At 43.1% G+C, this 13,968-nt stretch carries 18 protein-coding genes and 1 pseudogene; 15 read left to right on the top strand and 4 right to left on the bottom strand.

Annotated features, from left to right (window positions below):
- Nucleotides 1–117: 117 nt before the first annotated feature.
- From AC3CH4_RS08690 to AC3CH4_RS08640, 11 genes and pseudogenes are all read left to right on the top strand, one after another.
- Nucleotides 118–585 (top strand): RDD family protein, encoded by a 468-nt coding sequence (locus AC3CH4_RS08690; RefSeq protein ID WP_171316165.1) that lies wholly within the window; start codon nucleotides 118–120, stop codon nucleotides 583–585.
- Nucleotides 586–806: 221 nt separating this feature from the next.
- Entirely contained in the window at nucleotides 807–1,160 is a 354-nt protein-coding gene (locus tag AC3CH4_RS08685; protein ID WP_081009006.1) for a YkgJ family cysteine cluster protein, read from the top strand.
- A gap of 77 nt (nucleotides 1,161–1,237) precedes the next feature.
- Nucleotides 1,238–1,360, top strand: a pseudogene (locus AC3CH4_RS08680) (opioid growth factor receptor-related protein); the annotation flags it as partial.
- 54 nt (nucleotides 1,361–1,414) lie between these two features.
- A complete protein-coding gene (locus AC3CH4_RS08675; RefSeq protein ID WP_488542823.1) occupies nucleotides 1,415–1,822 on the top strand; it encodes a GFA family protein in 408 nt (135 codons plus the stop codon).
- Nucleotides 1,823–2,007: 185 nt separating this feature from the next.
- Complete coding sequence (locus AC3CH4_RS08670) at nucleotides 2,008–2,433, top strand: hypothetical protein (RefSeq protein ID WP_146456738.1); 426 nt, start codon at nucleotides 2,008–2,010, stop codon at nucleotides 2,431–2,433.
- Nucleotides 2,434–2,539: 106 nt separating this feature from the next.
- Nucleotides 2,540–3,121 (top strand): DJ-1/PfpI family protein, encoded by a 582-nt coding sequence (locus AC3CH4_RS08665; protein ID WP_146456740.1) that lies wholly within the window; start codon nucleotides 2,540–2,542, stop codon nucleotides 3,119–3,121.
- An 82-nt stretch (nucleotides 3,122–3,203) separates the two neighbouring features.
- Nucleotides 3,204–3,710, top strand: coding sequence for a GNAT family N-acetyltransferase (locus AC3CH4_RS08660; RefSeq protein ID WP_146456742.1), 507 nt, complete (start codon nucleotides 3,204–3,206; stop codon nucleotides 3,708–3,710).
- Between the two features lie 85 nt (nucleotides 3,711–3,795).
- Complete coding sequence (locus AC3CH4_RS08655) at nucleotides 3,796–4,254, top strand: GNAT family N-acetyltransferase (RefSeq protein WP_488542822.1); 459 nt, start codon at nucleotides 3,796–3,798, stop codon at nucleotides 4,252–4,254.
- A complete protein-coding gene (locus AC3CH4_RS08650; protein WP_171330718.1) occupies nucleotides 4,247–4,639 on the top strand; it encodes a hypothetical protein in 393 nt (130 codons plus the stop codon). The genes AC3CH4_RS08655 and AC3CH4_RS08650 overlap by 8 nt, the downstream gene beginning before the upstream one ends.
- 89 nt (nucleotides 4,640–4,728) lie before the next feature.
- On the top strand, nucleotides 4,729–5,280 hold the full coding sequence (gene cyaB, locus AC3CH4_RS08645; RefSeq protein ID WP_146456748.1) for a class IV adenylate cyclase: 552 nt from the start codon (nucleotides 4,729–4,731) through the stop codon (nucleotides 5,278–5,280).
- Between the two features lie 27 nt (nucleotides 5,281–5,307).
- Nucleotides 5,308–5,790 (top strand): tetratricopeptide repeat protein, encoded by a 483-nt coding sequence (locus tag AC3CH4_RS08640; RefSeq protein WP_146456750.1) that lies wholly within the window; start codon nucleotides 5,308–5,310, stop codon nucleotides 5,788–5,790.
- Nucleotides 5,791–5,834: 44 nt separating this feature from the next.
- Here AC3CH4_RS08640 and AC3CH4_RS08635 read toward each other — a convergent pair whose 3' ends face one another.
- Entirely contained in the window at nucleotides 5,835–6,281 is a 447-nt protein-coding gene (locus AC3CH4_RS08635; RefSeq protein ID WP_146456752.1) for a hypothetical protein, read from the bottom strand.
- An 84-nt stretch (nucleotides 6,282–6,365) separates the two neighbouring features.
- Here AC3CH4_RS08635 and AC3CH4_RS08630 point away from each other — a divergent pair, with 84 nt between their 5' ends.
- Nucleotides 6,366–6,803 (top strand): MarR family winged helix-turn-helix transcriptional regulator, encoded by a 438-nt coding sequence (locus AC3CH4_RS08630; protein ID WP_488542821.1) that lies wholly within the window; start codon nucleotides 6,366–6,368, stop codon nucleotides 6,801–6,803.
- A 115-nt stretch (nucleotides 6,804–6,918) separates the two neighbouring features.
- On the opposite strand, the gene AC3CH4_RS08625 is transcribed toward AC3CH4_RS08630, so the two are convergent.
- Nucleotides 6,919–7,947, bottom strand: a complete 1,029-nt coding sequence (locus AC3CH4_RS08625) for a methionine synthase (RefSeq protein WP_146456753.1) — start codon at nucleotides 7,945–7,947, stop codon at nucleotides 6,919–6,921.
- Between the two features lie 45 nt (nucleotides 7,948–7,992).
- Nucleotides 7,993–8,970: a DUF1852 domain-containing protein gene (locus AC3CH4_RS08620; protein ID WP_237300236.1), complete on the bottom strand. Its 978-nt coding sequence runs from the start codon at nucleotides 8,968–8,970 to the stop codon at nucleotides 7,993–7,995.
- 343 nt (nucleotides 8,971–9,313) lie between these two features.
- On the opposite strand from AC3CH4_RS08620, the gene AC3CH4_RS08615 reads away from it, so the two are divergent.
- Nucleotides 9,314–10,123 carry a sulfite exporter TauE/SafE family protein gene (locus AC3CH4_RS08615; RefSeq protein WP_054542162.1) on the top strand — a complete coding sequence of 270 codons (810 nt, stop codon included), beginning with the start codon at nucleotides 9,314–9,316 and terminating at the stop codon, nucleotides 10,121–10,123.
- Between the two features lie 226 nt (nucleotides 10,124–10,349).
- Complete coding sequence (locus tag AC3CH4_RS08610; RefSeq protein WP_488542820.1) at nucleotides 10,350–11,354, top strand: metal-dependent hydrolase; 1,005 nt, start codon at nucleotides 10,350–10,352, stop codon at nucleotides 11,352–11,354.
- A gap of 102 nt (nucleotides 11,355–11,456) precedes the next feature.
- Here AC3CH4_RS08610 and AC3CH4_RS08605 read toward each other — a convergent pair whose 3' ends face one another.
- Nucleotides 11,457–12,929, bottom strand: a complete 1,473-nt coding sequence (locus tag AC3CH4_RS08605) for a carboxypeptidase M32 (protein WP_488542819.1) — start codon at nucleotides 12,927–12,929, stop codon at nucleotides 11,457–11,459.
- Between the two features lie 313 nt (nucleotides 12,930–13,242).
- Here AC3CH4_RS08605 and AC3CH4_RS08600 point away from each other — a divergent pair, with 313 nt between their 5' ends.
- Complete coding sequence (locus AC3CH4_RS08600) at nucleotides 13,243–13,878, top strand: LysE family translocator (RefSeq protein WP_171308706.1); 636 nt, start codon at nucleotides 13,243–13,245, stop codon at nucleotides 13,876–13,878.
- The last annotated feature ends 90 nt before the right edge of the window (nucleotides 13,879–13,968 follow it).

Genomic DNA, 13,968 nt, shown 5'->3' with positions numbered 1-13,968 from the left:
TTCACAACGTTTGGCATTTTTACTTTGGGTGCCAATCGTTTTAGTTGATAGTCGTAATCACAATTCAACAGAGCGCTCGGCTGCAATGTGATTTAAACAAAACAGATAGGATATTTTATGGACAATGAGCAATTAGAGTATGCAGGCTTTTGGGTGCGATTAGGAGCTGCGTTGATTGATACCTTCCTGTTCTTGCTGGTGACTATGCCTTTATTGTATTGGGTATATGGTGATTACTACTTTGATTCAGATGAGTTCATCTTAGGCGGCTGGGATGTGTTGTTAAATTGGGTGTTCCCTTTTATCGCAACGGTTATATTCTGGGTTTATCGATCGGGCACTCCAGGCAAAATTGCTTTGAAGCTTCAAGTTGTGAATGCGGAGACCGGAGAGGCGCTTTCTACGGGCAAATCAATTTTAAGGTACCTTGCGTATTACGTAAGTATTCTTCCACTGTGTTTTGGCTTTGTTTGGATTGCGTTTAGCGGAAAGAAACAAGGTTGGCATGATTTAATTGCCAATACAGTCGTTGTTAGGCCTACAAATAAGGGCATTGAACCCGTAAAGTTTGGAAAGAGAGCTTAAGAATAATGCCAACTGATAGTTAATGCATGATGTTTTTGTTCCAACTTGGTTTGGTGTAATTGGTATAACTATCGTTGTGCGTACGTACCGACGATTTGCATACGTAGTGGTCCTGATGACTTCGCCAGACCGCGGTGCCTTAGATTTAGGTTAGTTCTCAACTTCTAGCGAATTATGTATTGCTCTATAATGATCGCGCATTACATGAGAAGAAGATATTGATGAACAATAATAGAGAAATCATTGCATACCTCCGCGAGAGTATTCCAGCGTTTGAATGCGTTAAGGGTTGTCATGATTGTTGTGGGCCAGTGACGACCTCCTCGGAAGAAATGTCGCGATTACCAATGAAATCTGACGCGGAACATGAAGCGGCCTTAGATGAATATAACTGTGTGCATTTAGGGCCTAATGGGTGCGAAGTGTATGAAGAAAGGCCACTAATCTGCCGATTGTTTGGCACAACACCTCGTATGGCATGTCCAAATGGGTGTCGTCCAACAGAGATGGTCGATTTAAAAATTGAACGTCAGGTGCATTACTTCATCAGGAACACTCGCCAAGTTTTAGTGTAGTTGGCTCAATAGCCAGCAGAGCACCCACAATCACATAAGCATTAAAGATAGCTCACTTAATAGCATTTGTAGTTTCGTACTTGTCAGACAATGAAGAAGTTGCGACTAACTTATGTGACTTCTTGACCGCGGCGGTTAATGAAACGGGTTATGTCTCGGATAAAACAGTGCAATATTGGCGTAATGCGTTAAATGGTTAGAGATCCACTTTAACCAGTGGGTAACACAGTATTTTACAAGGAAGGAGACTCAGGATGAGTACAGCTTTTAAAGGTTCGTGTTTGTGTGGAAGTGTTCGCTTTTCGGTTGATGGATTCAGCGAAAAGGCAGCAAACTGTCATTGTTCAATGTGCCGAAAATTTCACGGCGCAGCTTTTGGTACGTCAGTTGGTGTTCAAGGCTTGAGCTGGCTTTCCGGCATTAATTTACTCAAAGAGTTTGTGGCATCAAACGGCACAATACGAACATTCTGTTCCAACTGTGGTTCAAGTTTAGGCTTCAGAGTACAAGGGGAACCTTTAGAAAACATCGAACTAGCGATATCGACATTCGACGTGGATATTCCAGTCAAAATTGATGCTCAGATTTATACAAACTACAAAGCGAATTGGTGTGAATTACAACCAGACTTACCTACGCATTCAGAAGGGCGAACAAGTTAGTCGATCTTCGATTCCTTGAATCGCAAATAATGAATGCACAGTGATTATGGTTAACGTGCTTGGTGTTGCCCAACTTTTAACGCACGTTGACTCCTCTCTCCAAATTTATTGAGGCAGCTCGAAAAGATCGGGTTTTCATACAATCCTATATTGGCACCTATCCATACTGAACCTAGGAGGACAGTATGAGGTGGTTAATAATCAAAAATGCGTTCATTACGCTTACTATAGGGTTTGTAATTGTATGGCTAAGTTCTCGAGGAGACTATCTAGCCACAGCGTCAGTTTACCCGTTCGACTTTGTGTTCTTATGGTTGGGCGTTGTTTTAGCTGGCTTCGCATCGATTTATACAATAGATGACCTTCAACGAGGTTCATGGCATAAGTCTGCTGTGATTTATACATTTTATTATTATGGTGCATTCGGTCTTTTTGCAGACGGCCACGTTGCGGATTGGGCTCATAGCACTGGTTACATTGAGAAGTTGTTTATGTCTGGCTTTATAATTTTCGTCTCGTTATTTTCAATAGTCGTGCCGTTAATCGTGTTCACGATCTCTGTTATACAGGCACATCTTCTTTCTATCGCAGTTGAAAATAGGCAGCTGTAAACAAGTCAATTATCTACATGTTCGAGTTTTTAAATAGGTGTGTTAATTAGCTAAATAAGATGCGAAGGTAGGCCAAAATATTCATCATTTTGTACATGGAGGTACAATGAACATCGGTATATATATTTATAATCAAGCAGAAGTTCTCGATTTCTCTGGCCCATTTGAAGTTTTTAGTACGGCAAAGCGCTTAGGTGCTGAAGATCTAAATGTATTCATGGTTTCTGAGCACGCCGAGCCAGTTGTCGCCCGTGGTGGGTTTAAGGTTCTGACTGACTACTCGTTACAAAATCATCCAGAGATAGATTTGTTAATGGTAGTTGGCGGTGTGCATACTGACGAGATGAACAAGTCGAATGTACTGGATTGGTTGGTATCCGTTGAGCCAAATGCTGAACAAGTTGTGTCAGTTTGTACTGGCGTGTTTTTATTGGCTAAAGCTGGCTTACTTAAGGGATTAACAGTCACTACCCATTGGGAAGATATTTCCGACTTAAAATTACAGTTCCCTGATTTAAATGTGACTGCCGATCAGCGCTGGGTGACATCAGGTAAGTTCACAACTTCAGGAGGCATTTCTTCAGGCATCGACATGAGTTTACATCTGATATCTGAGCGCTATGGTTTAGAATTGGCCACGGTAGTCGCTCGGCAAATGGAGTACAACTGGCAAGAGTCTACATACTAACCCTCCAAAGATGACTTTATGTGTGTTGTGTATTTTATGTGTTGGTTTGGGTGTTTAAAGCACAAATGAAAAAGGACATTACATGGACATTAGAATAGGAACATTGTCTGACGTTGAAGGAATCACTGATATTTTCAACTTCTATATTGAACATACCAACGCGCGTTTTGAAGAAGAGAAATTTTCGTTGGAAAATCGCCAGCAGTGGTTCGCTCAGTTTTCAAGTAACAGCAAACATCAACTTTATGTCGCGATAGAAAATGGTGCGTTATTAGGTTTCGCGTGTTCTCAGCAATACCGGGCTATGTCGGCATTTGAAGACACTGCAGAGGTCACTATTTATCTTGCGGCAGAAGCTCAAGGTAAAGGTTTAGGCTCTAAGCTTTATTCTCAGCTATTTGCATCGATTAGTGATTATGGTGTTCACCGCGTACTCTCAGGTGTTGCTTTACCTAATGAGGCTTCAATAGCACTTCATAAACGTTTTGGATTTCGAGAAGTCGGAGTGTTCAATGAATATGCGAAGAAAAACGCTCAATACATCAGTTCAATGTGGTTAGAGAAGGCGTTAAACAAGGAATCAGATTGATTAGGATGGTTCAAACACGATGCAATACTCTTGGTACTTTAATTACGTATTGCTCAATGTTTGATTTAGAAACAAAGGACACTATATGGAAGTAAGGTTAGTCAAAGGTTCCGATCCTAAGTTCGCTGAATCGATCACCAAAACGAATATGACGAATTACTACCAAGCTCGAGGTATCGCTTGGGGCCATAGTCAGTTTTTACGTAGCTGGGATGAGCTGGATAACTATGAGGCTTATGTGGGGGATAGCCGTATTGGTGTTATTCGCTTCAGTTACACCAGTGATACAACGTTTCTTAGGGACTTGCAGATATTAGCTGAATACCAAGGCAGAGGCTTTGGTTCTAAATGTTTGGATTTAGTGATTGAACATGCGAACAATCAATCATCGACTCAGTTAGTGTTACGAGTGTTACGAGTGTTCAGTGAGAATCCCGCCATTAAGCTATATCAATCAAAAGGTTTTACAAAGGTTTCTGAAGTTAAAGGGCTCGTTGAAATGGAGCTGCTTTTAGGATCATCATTGAGAGAGTGTCATGGATAACCGTATCCAATTAAATTTTGTTAAATATACACTGCTTGAGTTCGCACTCGCTGCATTCTTATTGTTGTCTGTTTATTGGCTATTTGATGGTAACCCTCAATCACTGCCTACTATTGGGTTGATGCTCAGTTCTGTTGCGGTATTAAAAGTCGTGACGCTATGGTGGCAGTTTCGCAATAGCTCTTTTGAAGTATCGAACAATCATGTCTGTTTCGATGGTCACGCTTGCGATATCAAGTTACAGGGAAATATTCTTCCTTTTGATATCGGGTCAGTTATCAAGCTTTCATACACGAAAGGAGCGATGCAAAAACGCAATATCTACCTTCCTAAAGGTGCTATGAACCAAGAAGAATGGAAGCGTGTGTTAGCGTGTCGGACATAGTTTTACGGCTTTAGTTTGTGTTGTGTGTCAGTTTGTATTTCGGATGCGGTTCGTGTGCTAGTATCGCCTTTTTTGCACTGAGCTATCTTATGACCAACGACCATTTCAAAGGCAAATATGAGGTTGAGCTGAAGTATCGACTTAGCTCTAAGTCTGAGTTCTTAAAAACTTTGAACCTAATTCCTCATGAAGTAATGCTGCAAGACAACCTAGAATGCGATTGGTATTTCGATAGCCCTGATAGAAGCTTACAGGCTCAGAACAAAAGCTTGTGTATTCGTACTATGGAGCCGTCGGGCATCAAGTTATGGATTGTAAAAGGCCCTGAGCCTGATCGATGTGAAGCGACAAATATCACCGATGCGACGAATGCCAAGAGCATGCTAGAGAACTTGGGATACGAAGTGATTCTTAAAGCGCAGAAAACTCGCAGTATTTACTTTGTTGGAGAGTTCCACATCACGGTCGATTCTCTTGCGGGTATCGGTGATTTTGCTGAGTTTGCTATCATGACGGACGATGAGTCTAAGTTGTCTGTGTATAAAAGTGAGCTTGAGTTGTTAGCCAGTAAGTTCGGGTTGACTCAATCGGCGCTGCAAACTCAGTCTTATAAACAGATGTTCGAGGAAATGAACGCATAGTACAGCGTTTAAGCGTCAGGGAGAGTTATGGACACCATTATCAAACAAGCAATCGAATTGCGAAAAGAAGATAAGTATCAAGAGTCGCGTGACTTACTGGCAACGCTACTCTCTGATGAAAACTATGCAGCGAAAGCACATTTACAGATTGCGTGGTCTTACGACAACCAGGGCAAAGAGCAACAGGCGATTGAGCACTATGTGTTGTCTCTGTCTGGTGTGCTTTCTTCAGTAGAGCGTTTTGATGCGCTTTTCGGTTTGGCGAGTACTTATCGAAGCCTTAGCCTTTATGCAGAGGCTTTAGGCTATTTCGAACAGACTATGGCTGAGTATCCTGACTCGATAGAAGTGAAACCTTTCTACGCAATGTGTTTGTACAATTTAGGTCGCCATAAAGAGGCGACATCGCTGTTACTTGAGCTTTTGGTTTCCACGACGAATAGCGAAGCGATCAAAGAGTACCAGCGAGCGATCTCTTTATATGCTCAAGACTTAGATAAAACCTGGTAAACAGCCGCGTATAAAGCTCATCTGTTTGCTTAAACACGATGAGCTTAGCCTTGTGTTGCCTTCTTAGGACGAAACTTTCTACCGTCCATAATATTCAAAGACATCAGTGTTAGGTTGGTCGCGCCTGCTATCAGTTCTAAAACCTGAACGCCATAAAACACTGAGTCGAACTCTCCTAAACTTGCCCACTGATTTAAAAAGTAAGCGGCCGGAATCAAAATAACGATCCCGTTGAACGCGATAATTGGCATGCGTTTACTCTTACGCTCAACTATTTTTCCTTTTCGTTGTTTTGCCATAGCTGCGCCGGTCGCACCAGCGATAGCAATGGCTGGGACAAGAATAAACAAGCCCGGAAAAACGATCATCGACTTGACTAGCTTCACTGATTCCAAAGTACCAAACAGTTCTACAAGTAATGTGCTGGTAAAGAATGTCGCGACACACAGTGTTGCTGTTAATGCCGCTGTTTTGTGGATTATTGGTTTCATATCATTTGCGCCTTTAATTTGGTAATATGTTGTCAATTTGGTTTAAGTCTAATTTAATGACAGCATGTTGTCAAAGTGAGTGTTATGGATACGAATGGAGAAGTTTTCACAAAGATCGCACTAGAGATCTTTAAGGTCAGTGGTCTATTGAATGCTGAGGGTGACAAATTAACCGAAGAGTTAGGGTTAAGCAGTGCCAGATGGAAGGTGATGGGTGCGATCGAGAAGTCCGATGATCTGGTCACGGTTTCTCAAATTGCTCGTATTATGGGGCAAAGCAGACAAGCGACTCAGCGTGTTACCGACATCATGGTGAAAGATGGCCTGCTAACTTGGCTTGATAACCCGAATCACAAAAAAGCAAAGCTGGTTAACATGACTGAAAAGGGCAAGGAAGCGTATTCGCGATTAGATAAAAAACAGGAAGTATGGGCTGAAAGTGGCGCTGAAAGCATTGAAAGAGACGAGCTTGATAAGGCGCTAATCACTTTGAAGAAGATGGCTACCTTCTTAGATAAATAGATAAATAGATAAATAAATAGATAAATAGAGAGTGGAAGTTGAGAAGAGTACGGAAGCCTAAGCATCGATATGATACTTAGGCTTCAGGGGATGGCTTTTGTTCTTTAGGAAAGCGTTACGCTGAAAGCTCTTTACGAACGATCTCTGCGCCAGCACTGAGCGCATTAAGCTTCGCTGAGGCAATTTCGCGAGGCAGGGGTGCCATGCCGCAGTTAGTGCAAGGGTAGAGCTTATCGGCATCAACGTACTTAAGTGTTTCTCTAAGAGTGCTAGCCACTTCTTCCGGTGTTTCAATGGAATCGGTAGCCACATCGATCGCACCGACCATCACTTTCTTACCTCGTACCAGTTCAAGTAGCTCAAGAGGTACATGAGAGTTGTGACACTCTAAAGAGATAATATCGATATTCGATTGCTGCAGCTTAGGAAATACTTCTTCGTATTGGCGCCACTCGGTGCCTAACGTTTTTTTCCAATCCGTATTCGCTTTAATGCCGTAGCCATAACAAATATGCACTGCTGTTTCGCACTTAAGCCCTTCAATGGCTCTTTCTAAGCACGCGATGCCCCAATCATTCACTTCATCAAAGAACACGTTAAACGCAGGTTCATCGAACTGAATAATATCAACGCCTGCTGCTTCTAACTCTTTCGCTTCTTCGTTGAGGATCTTCGCAAATTGCCACGCGAGCTTTTCACGGCTTTGGTAATGCGCATCGTAAAGTGTATCTATCATGGTCATAGGCCCCGGCAGAGCCCATTTGATCGGTTGATCGGTTTGTTGGCGTAAGAACTTAGCATCTTCGACAAACACGGATTTCTGACGAGAAACAGGGCCAACGACTGTCGGTACACTTGCATCGTAACGGTCGCGGATTTTAACGGTTTCACGCTTTTCAAAATCAACGCCATTCAAGTGTTCAATGAAGGTCGTTACAAAGTGCTGACGTGTTTGCTCACCGTCACTCACAATATCAATGCCTGCTTGCTGCTGCTCGTGCAGGGAGACACGCAGCGCATCTTGTTTGCCATCTGTGAGTTCGTCGCCTTGAAGTTTCCATGGCGACCAAAGCGTCTCTGGTTGTGCAAGCCAAGACGGTTTCGGCAAACTGCCCGCTGTTGAAGTCGGTAATAGTGTTTTCATAATAATACTGCCTATCCTTGGGTGATTTGAGCGCGCAATAGACGATTAAAGTGCGTAATTTGCCGACCAGTTATCGAGAACTGATTGGTATGGCTTAATGAAATTCTCTTCTGCGAATTTACCTTGTTCAACCGCTAACTGGCTTCGCTCTTCACGGTCATACACGATTTGAGTTAGCGAGTGATCCAAGTTTTTCAAGTTTGGTTGGTAACAGTTGCCCGCAACCGCGTTCGCGTTGTAAATCTCAGGACGGTAGATTTTCTGGAACGTGCCCATGGTACTGATGGTGCTGATAAGCTCTAGGTTCGAGTAATCGTTCAGTAGATCACCAAAGAAATAGAAAGCCAAAGGTGCAACACTGTTTGGCGGCATGAAATAACGAACCTGTAAGCCCATCTTCTTAAAATATTGTTCAGTTAAAGAGGACTCATTCGGTTGGTATTCAAAACCCAATACAGGGTGTTGATTTTCAGTTCGGTAATAGGTTTTATTATCTGACACGCTTAAGCAAATAACAGGTGGCTTATTAAAGTTCTTTTTGTAAGCGTCAGAGTTAACGAAATATTTAAAAAGTTTGCCATGTAAATCACCAAAATCTTCTGGAATGCTGAATTTATCTTGGCCTTTATTATGATCCAATAGACGTACGCTAAAGTCATAATCTCGAACATAAGAAGAGAAGTTATTTCCGATAATGCCTTCAATACGCTCGTTAGTTTTACGGTCTATAATATTGGTTTTCAGCACTTCAATTGAAGGGAATGCTTCGCCGTTGCTTTCAATGTCCATATCAACAGAAATGATTTCAAGCTCAACAGAGTAACGGTCGCCCTTAGGGTTGTCCCAGTGTGCTAACGCGTTGAAACTGTTATCGATCATTTGTAGTGCATTACGTAAGTTCGCTTGACGGCTGTCACCGCGAGCCAGGTTAGCAAAGTTGGTTGTGATACGCGTGCTGTCTGCAGGCTGGTAGTTTTCGTCGAGGCTAATGCTCTTAATCGTAAAATTAAATTCTTTATTCATGCTGATTTGGTATCCCAATTTGTTTTCTGATTCTCTCGGTCTTTAGTATTAAAACGGCTTTTATTTTTTGCTTGTGACCAGATTAAGAATCGAAGGCTATGCTGTCTGACATTAATGCTTAGTAGCATTACTGTCGTATAAAGTTAATTGCTTAAGGTTTTTATACGTTGATAGGTTCACCTTTAACAATGGTATTACTTCACATTGAACATGAGGAATATTCATGATCTATTCTGTTTGAATGTTTAAGTCGGTGTCAGTTATATTAATTAGCTTGATGGAAATATAACCACATTAATGGTGCGTTATTTAAGACAATTAATTTAATTAAGAGATGGATGAAATGAGTGAATTGCTGTTGTTGATTTTATACTGTGCATTATTAGGTAGTGGTGTTGGTTTTCTTGCCGGGCTTTTGGGGATTGGCGGAGGGCTGATCATTGTTCCGGTGCTAAGCAGCATTTTACTTCACTTAGAGATTCTACCTGCGGATCAAGTGGTTGTTGCGGCCATCGCTACCTCGTTGGCATCGATACTGTTCACCTCAACTTCTTCTGCACTTGCTCACCACAAGAATGGAAACGTGCCTTGGGATCTGGCGCCTTGGATCATGCTCGGTGTTGCTCTAGGTGCACTGGTTAGTGGCTTTATGGCGGCTCTGTTGCCGGAAAAAGTCGTTCGTATTGTGTTCGCTGTAAGTGTGGTTCTTATTGCGATCAAGATGTTCTTAAGCAGTAAAAATGATGCACCTAAGGAACGAAAACTGCCAAACAAGGGCGTGCTAACGGTGCTGACAACCATTACGGGTGGCTTGTCTGCCATGATAGGTATTGGTGGTGGTGCATTGCTGGTTCCGCTATTAACGTTCTTCTCTGTCGATATGAAAAAGGCTATTGGCTGCGCCTCAGCTTGTGGCATTGTGATCGCGTTGTTTGGCTCGATAGGTTACATCAGCTCAGGCAGCAGCCACTTTGCTCTATCAGACGGCTTTGCTGGCTTTGTTTATCTGCCTGCGCTGCTGGGTATTGTGTGCACGTCTTGGTTTACGGCTCCTTTAGGCGCAAAAGCCACCAATCATTTACCGGTTCCAACGATTAAGAAAATCTTTTCAGTATTGTTGGTGGTTATCGCGGCAAGCATGGTGGCGCGTTAATTAAAGATCGCTAAGTATGAATATATAGCGCAAAAACGAATAAATTGATCAACCACCAATAATTAGAAAAGGGCAGTTTCATAACTGCTCTTTTTTTGTTGAACGGTCTATGCTTTTACAGCTATGTAGATGAGTATATTGATAAAACTTTTTAGTTATGAACGATTCACTGCTATAGCTAAATGTATCTTGTTTGATTCAACGGAATGCTATCAATGAGTGGTTTATGGATCCTTTAACGCAGGGCGTGTTAGGCGCTTCTTTGTCACAGTCGGCAAGCAAAAAACAGAGCTTGGTTGTCGCTGGGGTATTAGGTCTACTCTCTGGATTGGCTCCAGATTTAGATGCACTGATTAAGTCACAGACTGATCCTTTGTTGGCTTTGGAGTTTCATCGACAATTTACCCATTCACTCTTCTTTATCCCCATTGGCAGTTTGATCTGTGCCTTTGTTTTGCATCATCTCATTGCAAAAAGGCGCGGGCTTTCTTTCAAACAAAGCTGGCTGTTTTGTACTCTAGGTTACGGCACTCATGCACTGTTAGACGCTTGTACCACTTATGGCACGCAGTTACTTTGGCCTTTGACCAACGCGCGTTTTGCTTGGAATACCATATCAATAATCGATCCTGTTTATACGCTTCCCATCTTAATTTTACTTGTGTTTGCAACGTTGAAACGAACACCTTGGCTAGCACGTGTCGCATTTGCTTGGGCTTTGGTTTACCCAACATTAGGGATGATTCAGCGAGATAGGGCAGAGGCGATTGGGTGGCAATTAGCGGAAGAAAGACAACACACGCCGATTCGATTAGAGGCAAAACCGAGCTTTGCTAACATCTTGGTTTGGAAAGTAGTGTACGAAACAGAGGCTCATTATCATGTAGACGCAGTGCGGGTTGGTACATCGGTAAGCACGTATCCCGGAGAGTCGATCGCTAAGCTGAGCGTTGGCAGGGATTTACCTTGGCTTGACCTTGATTCTCAACAAGCCAAAGACATTGAACGTTTCCGCTGGTTCTCGAATGGTTATATTGCTCAGGACCCAACAGACGATCTGCGTATTATCGATGTCCGATATTCAATTGTACCGAACCAAATGAAAGCGCTTTGGAGCATCAAGCTATCAAAAGCAGTTGATGCAAACACGCATGTAAAATACGAAACTCATAGAGACAACACACCTGAGTCGAGACAGACCTTCTTCAGCATGCTCACTGGAGATAAATGATCTAGGTCTGAAGAGTAAAAAGGCTGAGCCAGATAATCTGCTCAGCCTTTTTTATTTGTCTATTACCTAGTTTTCTTTGTTCGAAAACTCTTTAATAAAACACTAAAGGTAACGGCTTCTTAGGTGGTCTTTGAAGTACTGCGCATTCAAGGTTTCGCCCGTTGCGCCTTTCACCAAGTCATCGGTGTTAAGCAGGCTGCCTTTACTCCAAATATTCGATTCTAACCAAGTGAAGATAGGTGATAGGTCGCCACTTTCAATCACAGAGTTCACATCGACTGTTTTCTTCATTGAAGCCATGAACTGAGCCGCGTACATCGCACCTAGTGTGTAAGATGGGAAGTAACCGAATGCGCCGTCTGTCCAGTGAATATCCTGCATGCAGCCATTAGTGAAATTTCCTTGAGTGTTTAAGCCAAGGTATGACTGCATCTTGGTATTCCATAACTCTGGAACGTCGGTGTGTTTGATCTTTCCGTTGATCAAATCACGTTCAATTTCGTAACGTAAGATAACGTGTGCAGGGTAGGTCAGCTCATCAGCATCGACACGGATGAAGTCTTTCTTCACGCGAGTGTAGATCTTCTGGAAGTTCGCTTTCTCAAATTCTGAGCCTGAGAACTGTTGTCCTGCTAGGTTGGCTAAGTGCCCGATGAATGGGTCGCTGCGGCCAACTTGCATCTCGAAGAACAAAGATTGAGATTCGTGGATGCCCATAGAGCGCGCTTCGCCCGCTGGTTGGCCTGCTAGGTGTTTTGGTAAGCCTTGTTCGTAACGTGCGTGTCCTGTTTCATGCACAATACCCATTAAGCTTTGAACGAACTCCGCTTCGTCGTATCGGGTTGTGATGCGTACGTCTGAAGGCACGCCGCCACAGAATGGGTGAACACTTTCATCTAGTCGGCCATGTTCAAAATCGAACTGAAGCAGCTTCATGACTTCTAAACCCAGTGCTTTCTGTTTCTCGGTCGAATAGATCCCAGATGGCGCATTAAATTGCTCGCTCGACTGTTTTTCGATGACTTCGTCAATCAGGTTTGGTAGCCAGGTTTTAACGTCTGCAAACAAGATATCAAGCGAAGCAGAGCTGGTGCCCGGTTCATAGATATCCAGCATTGCATCATAAGGCGTTAGGTTCGCTGCATCGGCGCGGATCTGCGCTTCTTCACGAGATAGCTCAACCACTTCACGCCAGTTCTTTTCGAATCCAACCCAGTCGTTGTTACCACGTTGGCTGCGCCATGCATGTTCACATTTCGAACCCGCTAGAGATTTCGCTTCAACCAGTTTTTCTGGAAGTAGGTTAGCTTGTTGCCATTGGCGTTTAATTTCACGCAGAGACGATTGTTGCTCGCCATTTAGCGCTTCGTTTTCAGCATCTGTAATCCAATCGCCAAGCTGTGGTTGCGTCATCAACCCGTGAATATGAACCGAAAGTTCGGCCATCGCTTCACTACGAGCTTGGTTACCACCGGCAGGCATCATTGAAGCTTGGTCCCAACCACAAATAGAGGCGAGGTGTTGAAAGCGTGAACATTTTTGAGAGTGCTCGACTAGTTTTTTGAATGCGCTCATTTGACTACTCTTAATTTGGTTTCTTTAAATGATCCTTAGGACAGCGTCAGCTTTAAGGTTCATCTCTCGTGTACTTTGATTATGGCTCTGCTTTTTAATGACGCAGTACTTCGTAGTTGAAGATACAGCGATAGAAGACATAGCGATAAAAGCATGAGGCAGTACGATGCCTAGAATTTACTATTTCTTAACAAATCAAACTGTTCCATTGTGCACAAAATCAGTGACTTGTATAGCAGATGGCAATTGTTGCTTGCGAATTGTTCAGATAAGCGGTATTGATGATAGATCGCTGAACAACAATGACAATAATATGGATATTTTGAACTTTGAGGCATTTCTAATTGCCATCACTATTTTAACGCTAACGCCGGGCTTAGATACGGCTTTAGTGATTCGCAACACGAGCCGCTCGGGTTTATCTGACGGTGTTATGACGAGCTTTGGTATTTGTAGCGGCTTGTATGTACACGCCTTTTTCTCTGCTGTGGGGATCTCTGCGATTCTTGCCCAGTCTGCTGAGCTCTTTCAAGCCGTTAAGATGGTGGGTGCGGTTTACCTAATCTGGCTTGGCTTAAGCAGTCTACGCGCTTTGATGAAAAATGGCGGTGGGATGCAGGTCGGGGAGCAAGCTCAGCAAGCATACAGTGCAAAGCGTTCTTTGCGTGAGGGCTTTCTGTCTAACGTTCTTAACCCAAAAACAGCAGTTTTCTATCTGGCCTTTTTACCTCAATTTGTAAACCCTGAAGGTTCGCCTTTATTGCAATCTATGTTGATGGCTTCGGTACACTTTATGATTGCGATGGTATGGCAATGTGGTTTGGCTGGCGCTCTTAACTCGGCTAAAAACTTGCTCAAAAACGCGAGTTTTATGAAGTGGATGGAAGGCGTGACAGGCATGGTGCTGGTGGGGCTGGGTGTTAAGCTTCTGATGGAAGAGCCAGTATAACCTGAACCGTTTTGGGTATAGGTTATTGAGAGTCGCCCTAAAGGCTCTACACAATTGAACTAAAAAGAAGAAAGCCCACGTTAGGTTTGT

It is taken from the genome of Vibrio sp. QJM3NY_26, assembly GCF_057786005.1.
This window is presented reverse-complemented; position numbering and strand designations above follow the sequence as displayed.

Bases quoted from the DNA above. Each gene is read 5' to 3' on its own strand.
- AC3CH4_RS08690 (WP_171316165.1), top strand. From the start codon at position 118: ATGGACAATGAGCAATTAGAGTATGCAGGCTTTTGGGTGCGATTAGGA.
- AC3CH4_RS08685 (WP_081009006.1), top strand. From the start codon at position 807: ATGAACAATAATAGAGAAATCATTGCATACCTCCGCGAGAGTATTCCA.
- AC3CH4_RS08675 (WP_488542823.1), top strand. From the start codon at position 1,415: ATGAGTACAGCTTTTAAAGGTTCGTGTTTGTGTGGAAGTGTTCGCTTT.
- AC3CH4_RS08670 (WP_146456738.1), top strand. From the start codon at position 2,008: ATGAGGTGGTTAATAATCAAAAATGCGTTCATTACGCTTACTATAGGG.
- AC3CH4_RS08665 (WP_146456740.1), top strand. From the start codon at position 2,540: ATGAACATCGGTATATATATTTATAATCAAGCAGAAGTTCTCGATTTC.
- AC3CH4_RS08660 (WP_146456742.1), top strand. From the start codon at position 3,204: ATGGACATTAGAATAGGAACATTGTCTGACGTTGAAGGAATCACTGAT.
- AC3CH4_RS08655 (WP_488542822.1), top strand. From the start codon at position 3,796: ATGGAAGTAAGGTTAGTCAAAGGTTCCGATCCTAAGTTCGCTGAATCG.
- AC3CH4_RS08650 (WP_171330718.1), top strand. From the start codon at position 4,247: ATGGATAACCGTATCCAATTAAATTTTGTTAAATATACACTGCTTGAG.
- cyaB (WP_146456748.1), top strand. From the start codon at position 4,729: ATGACCAACGACCATTTCAAAGGCAAATATGAGGTTGAGCTGAAGTAT.
- AC3CH4_RS08640 (WP_146456750.1), top strand. From the start codon at position 5,308: ATGGACACCATTATCAAACAAGCAATCGAATTGCGAAAAGAAGATAAG.
- AC3CH4_RS08635 (WP_146456752.1), bottom strand. From the start codon at position 6,281: ATGAAACCAATAATCCACAAAACAGCGGCATTAACAGCAACACTGTGT.
- AC3CH4_RS08630 (WP_488542821.1), top strand. From the start codon at position 6,366: ATGGATACGAATGGAGAAGTTTTCACAAAGATCGCACTAGAGATCTTT.
- AC3CH4_RS08625 (WP_146456753.1), bottom strand. From the start codon at position 7,947: ATGAAAACACTATTACCGACTTCAACAGCGGGCAGTTTGCCGAAACCG.
- AC3CH4_RS08620 (WP_237300236.1), bottom strand. From the start codon at position 8,970: ATGAATAAAGAATTTAATTTTACGATTAAGAGCATTAGCCTCGACGAA.
- AC3CH4_RS08615 (WP_054542162.1), top strand. From the start codon at position 9,314: ATGAGTGAATTGCTGTTGTTGATTTTATACTGTGCATTATTAGGTAGT.
- AC3CH4_RS08610 (WP_488542820.1), top strand. From the start codon at position 10,350: ATGGATCCTTTAACGCAGGGCGTGTTAGGCGCTTCTTTGTCACAGTCG.
- AC3CH4_RS08605 (WP_488542819.1), bottom strand. From the start codon at position 12,929: ATGAGCGCATTCAAAAAACTAGTCGAGCACTCTCAAAAATGTTCACGC.
- AC3CH4_RS08600 (WP_171308706.1), top strand. From the start codon at position 13,243: ATGGATATTTTGAACTTTGAGGCATTTCTAATTGCCATCACTATTTTA.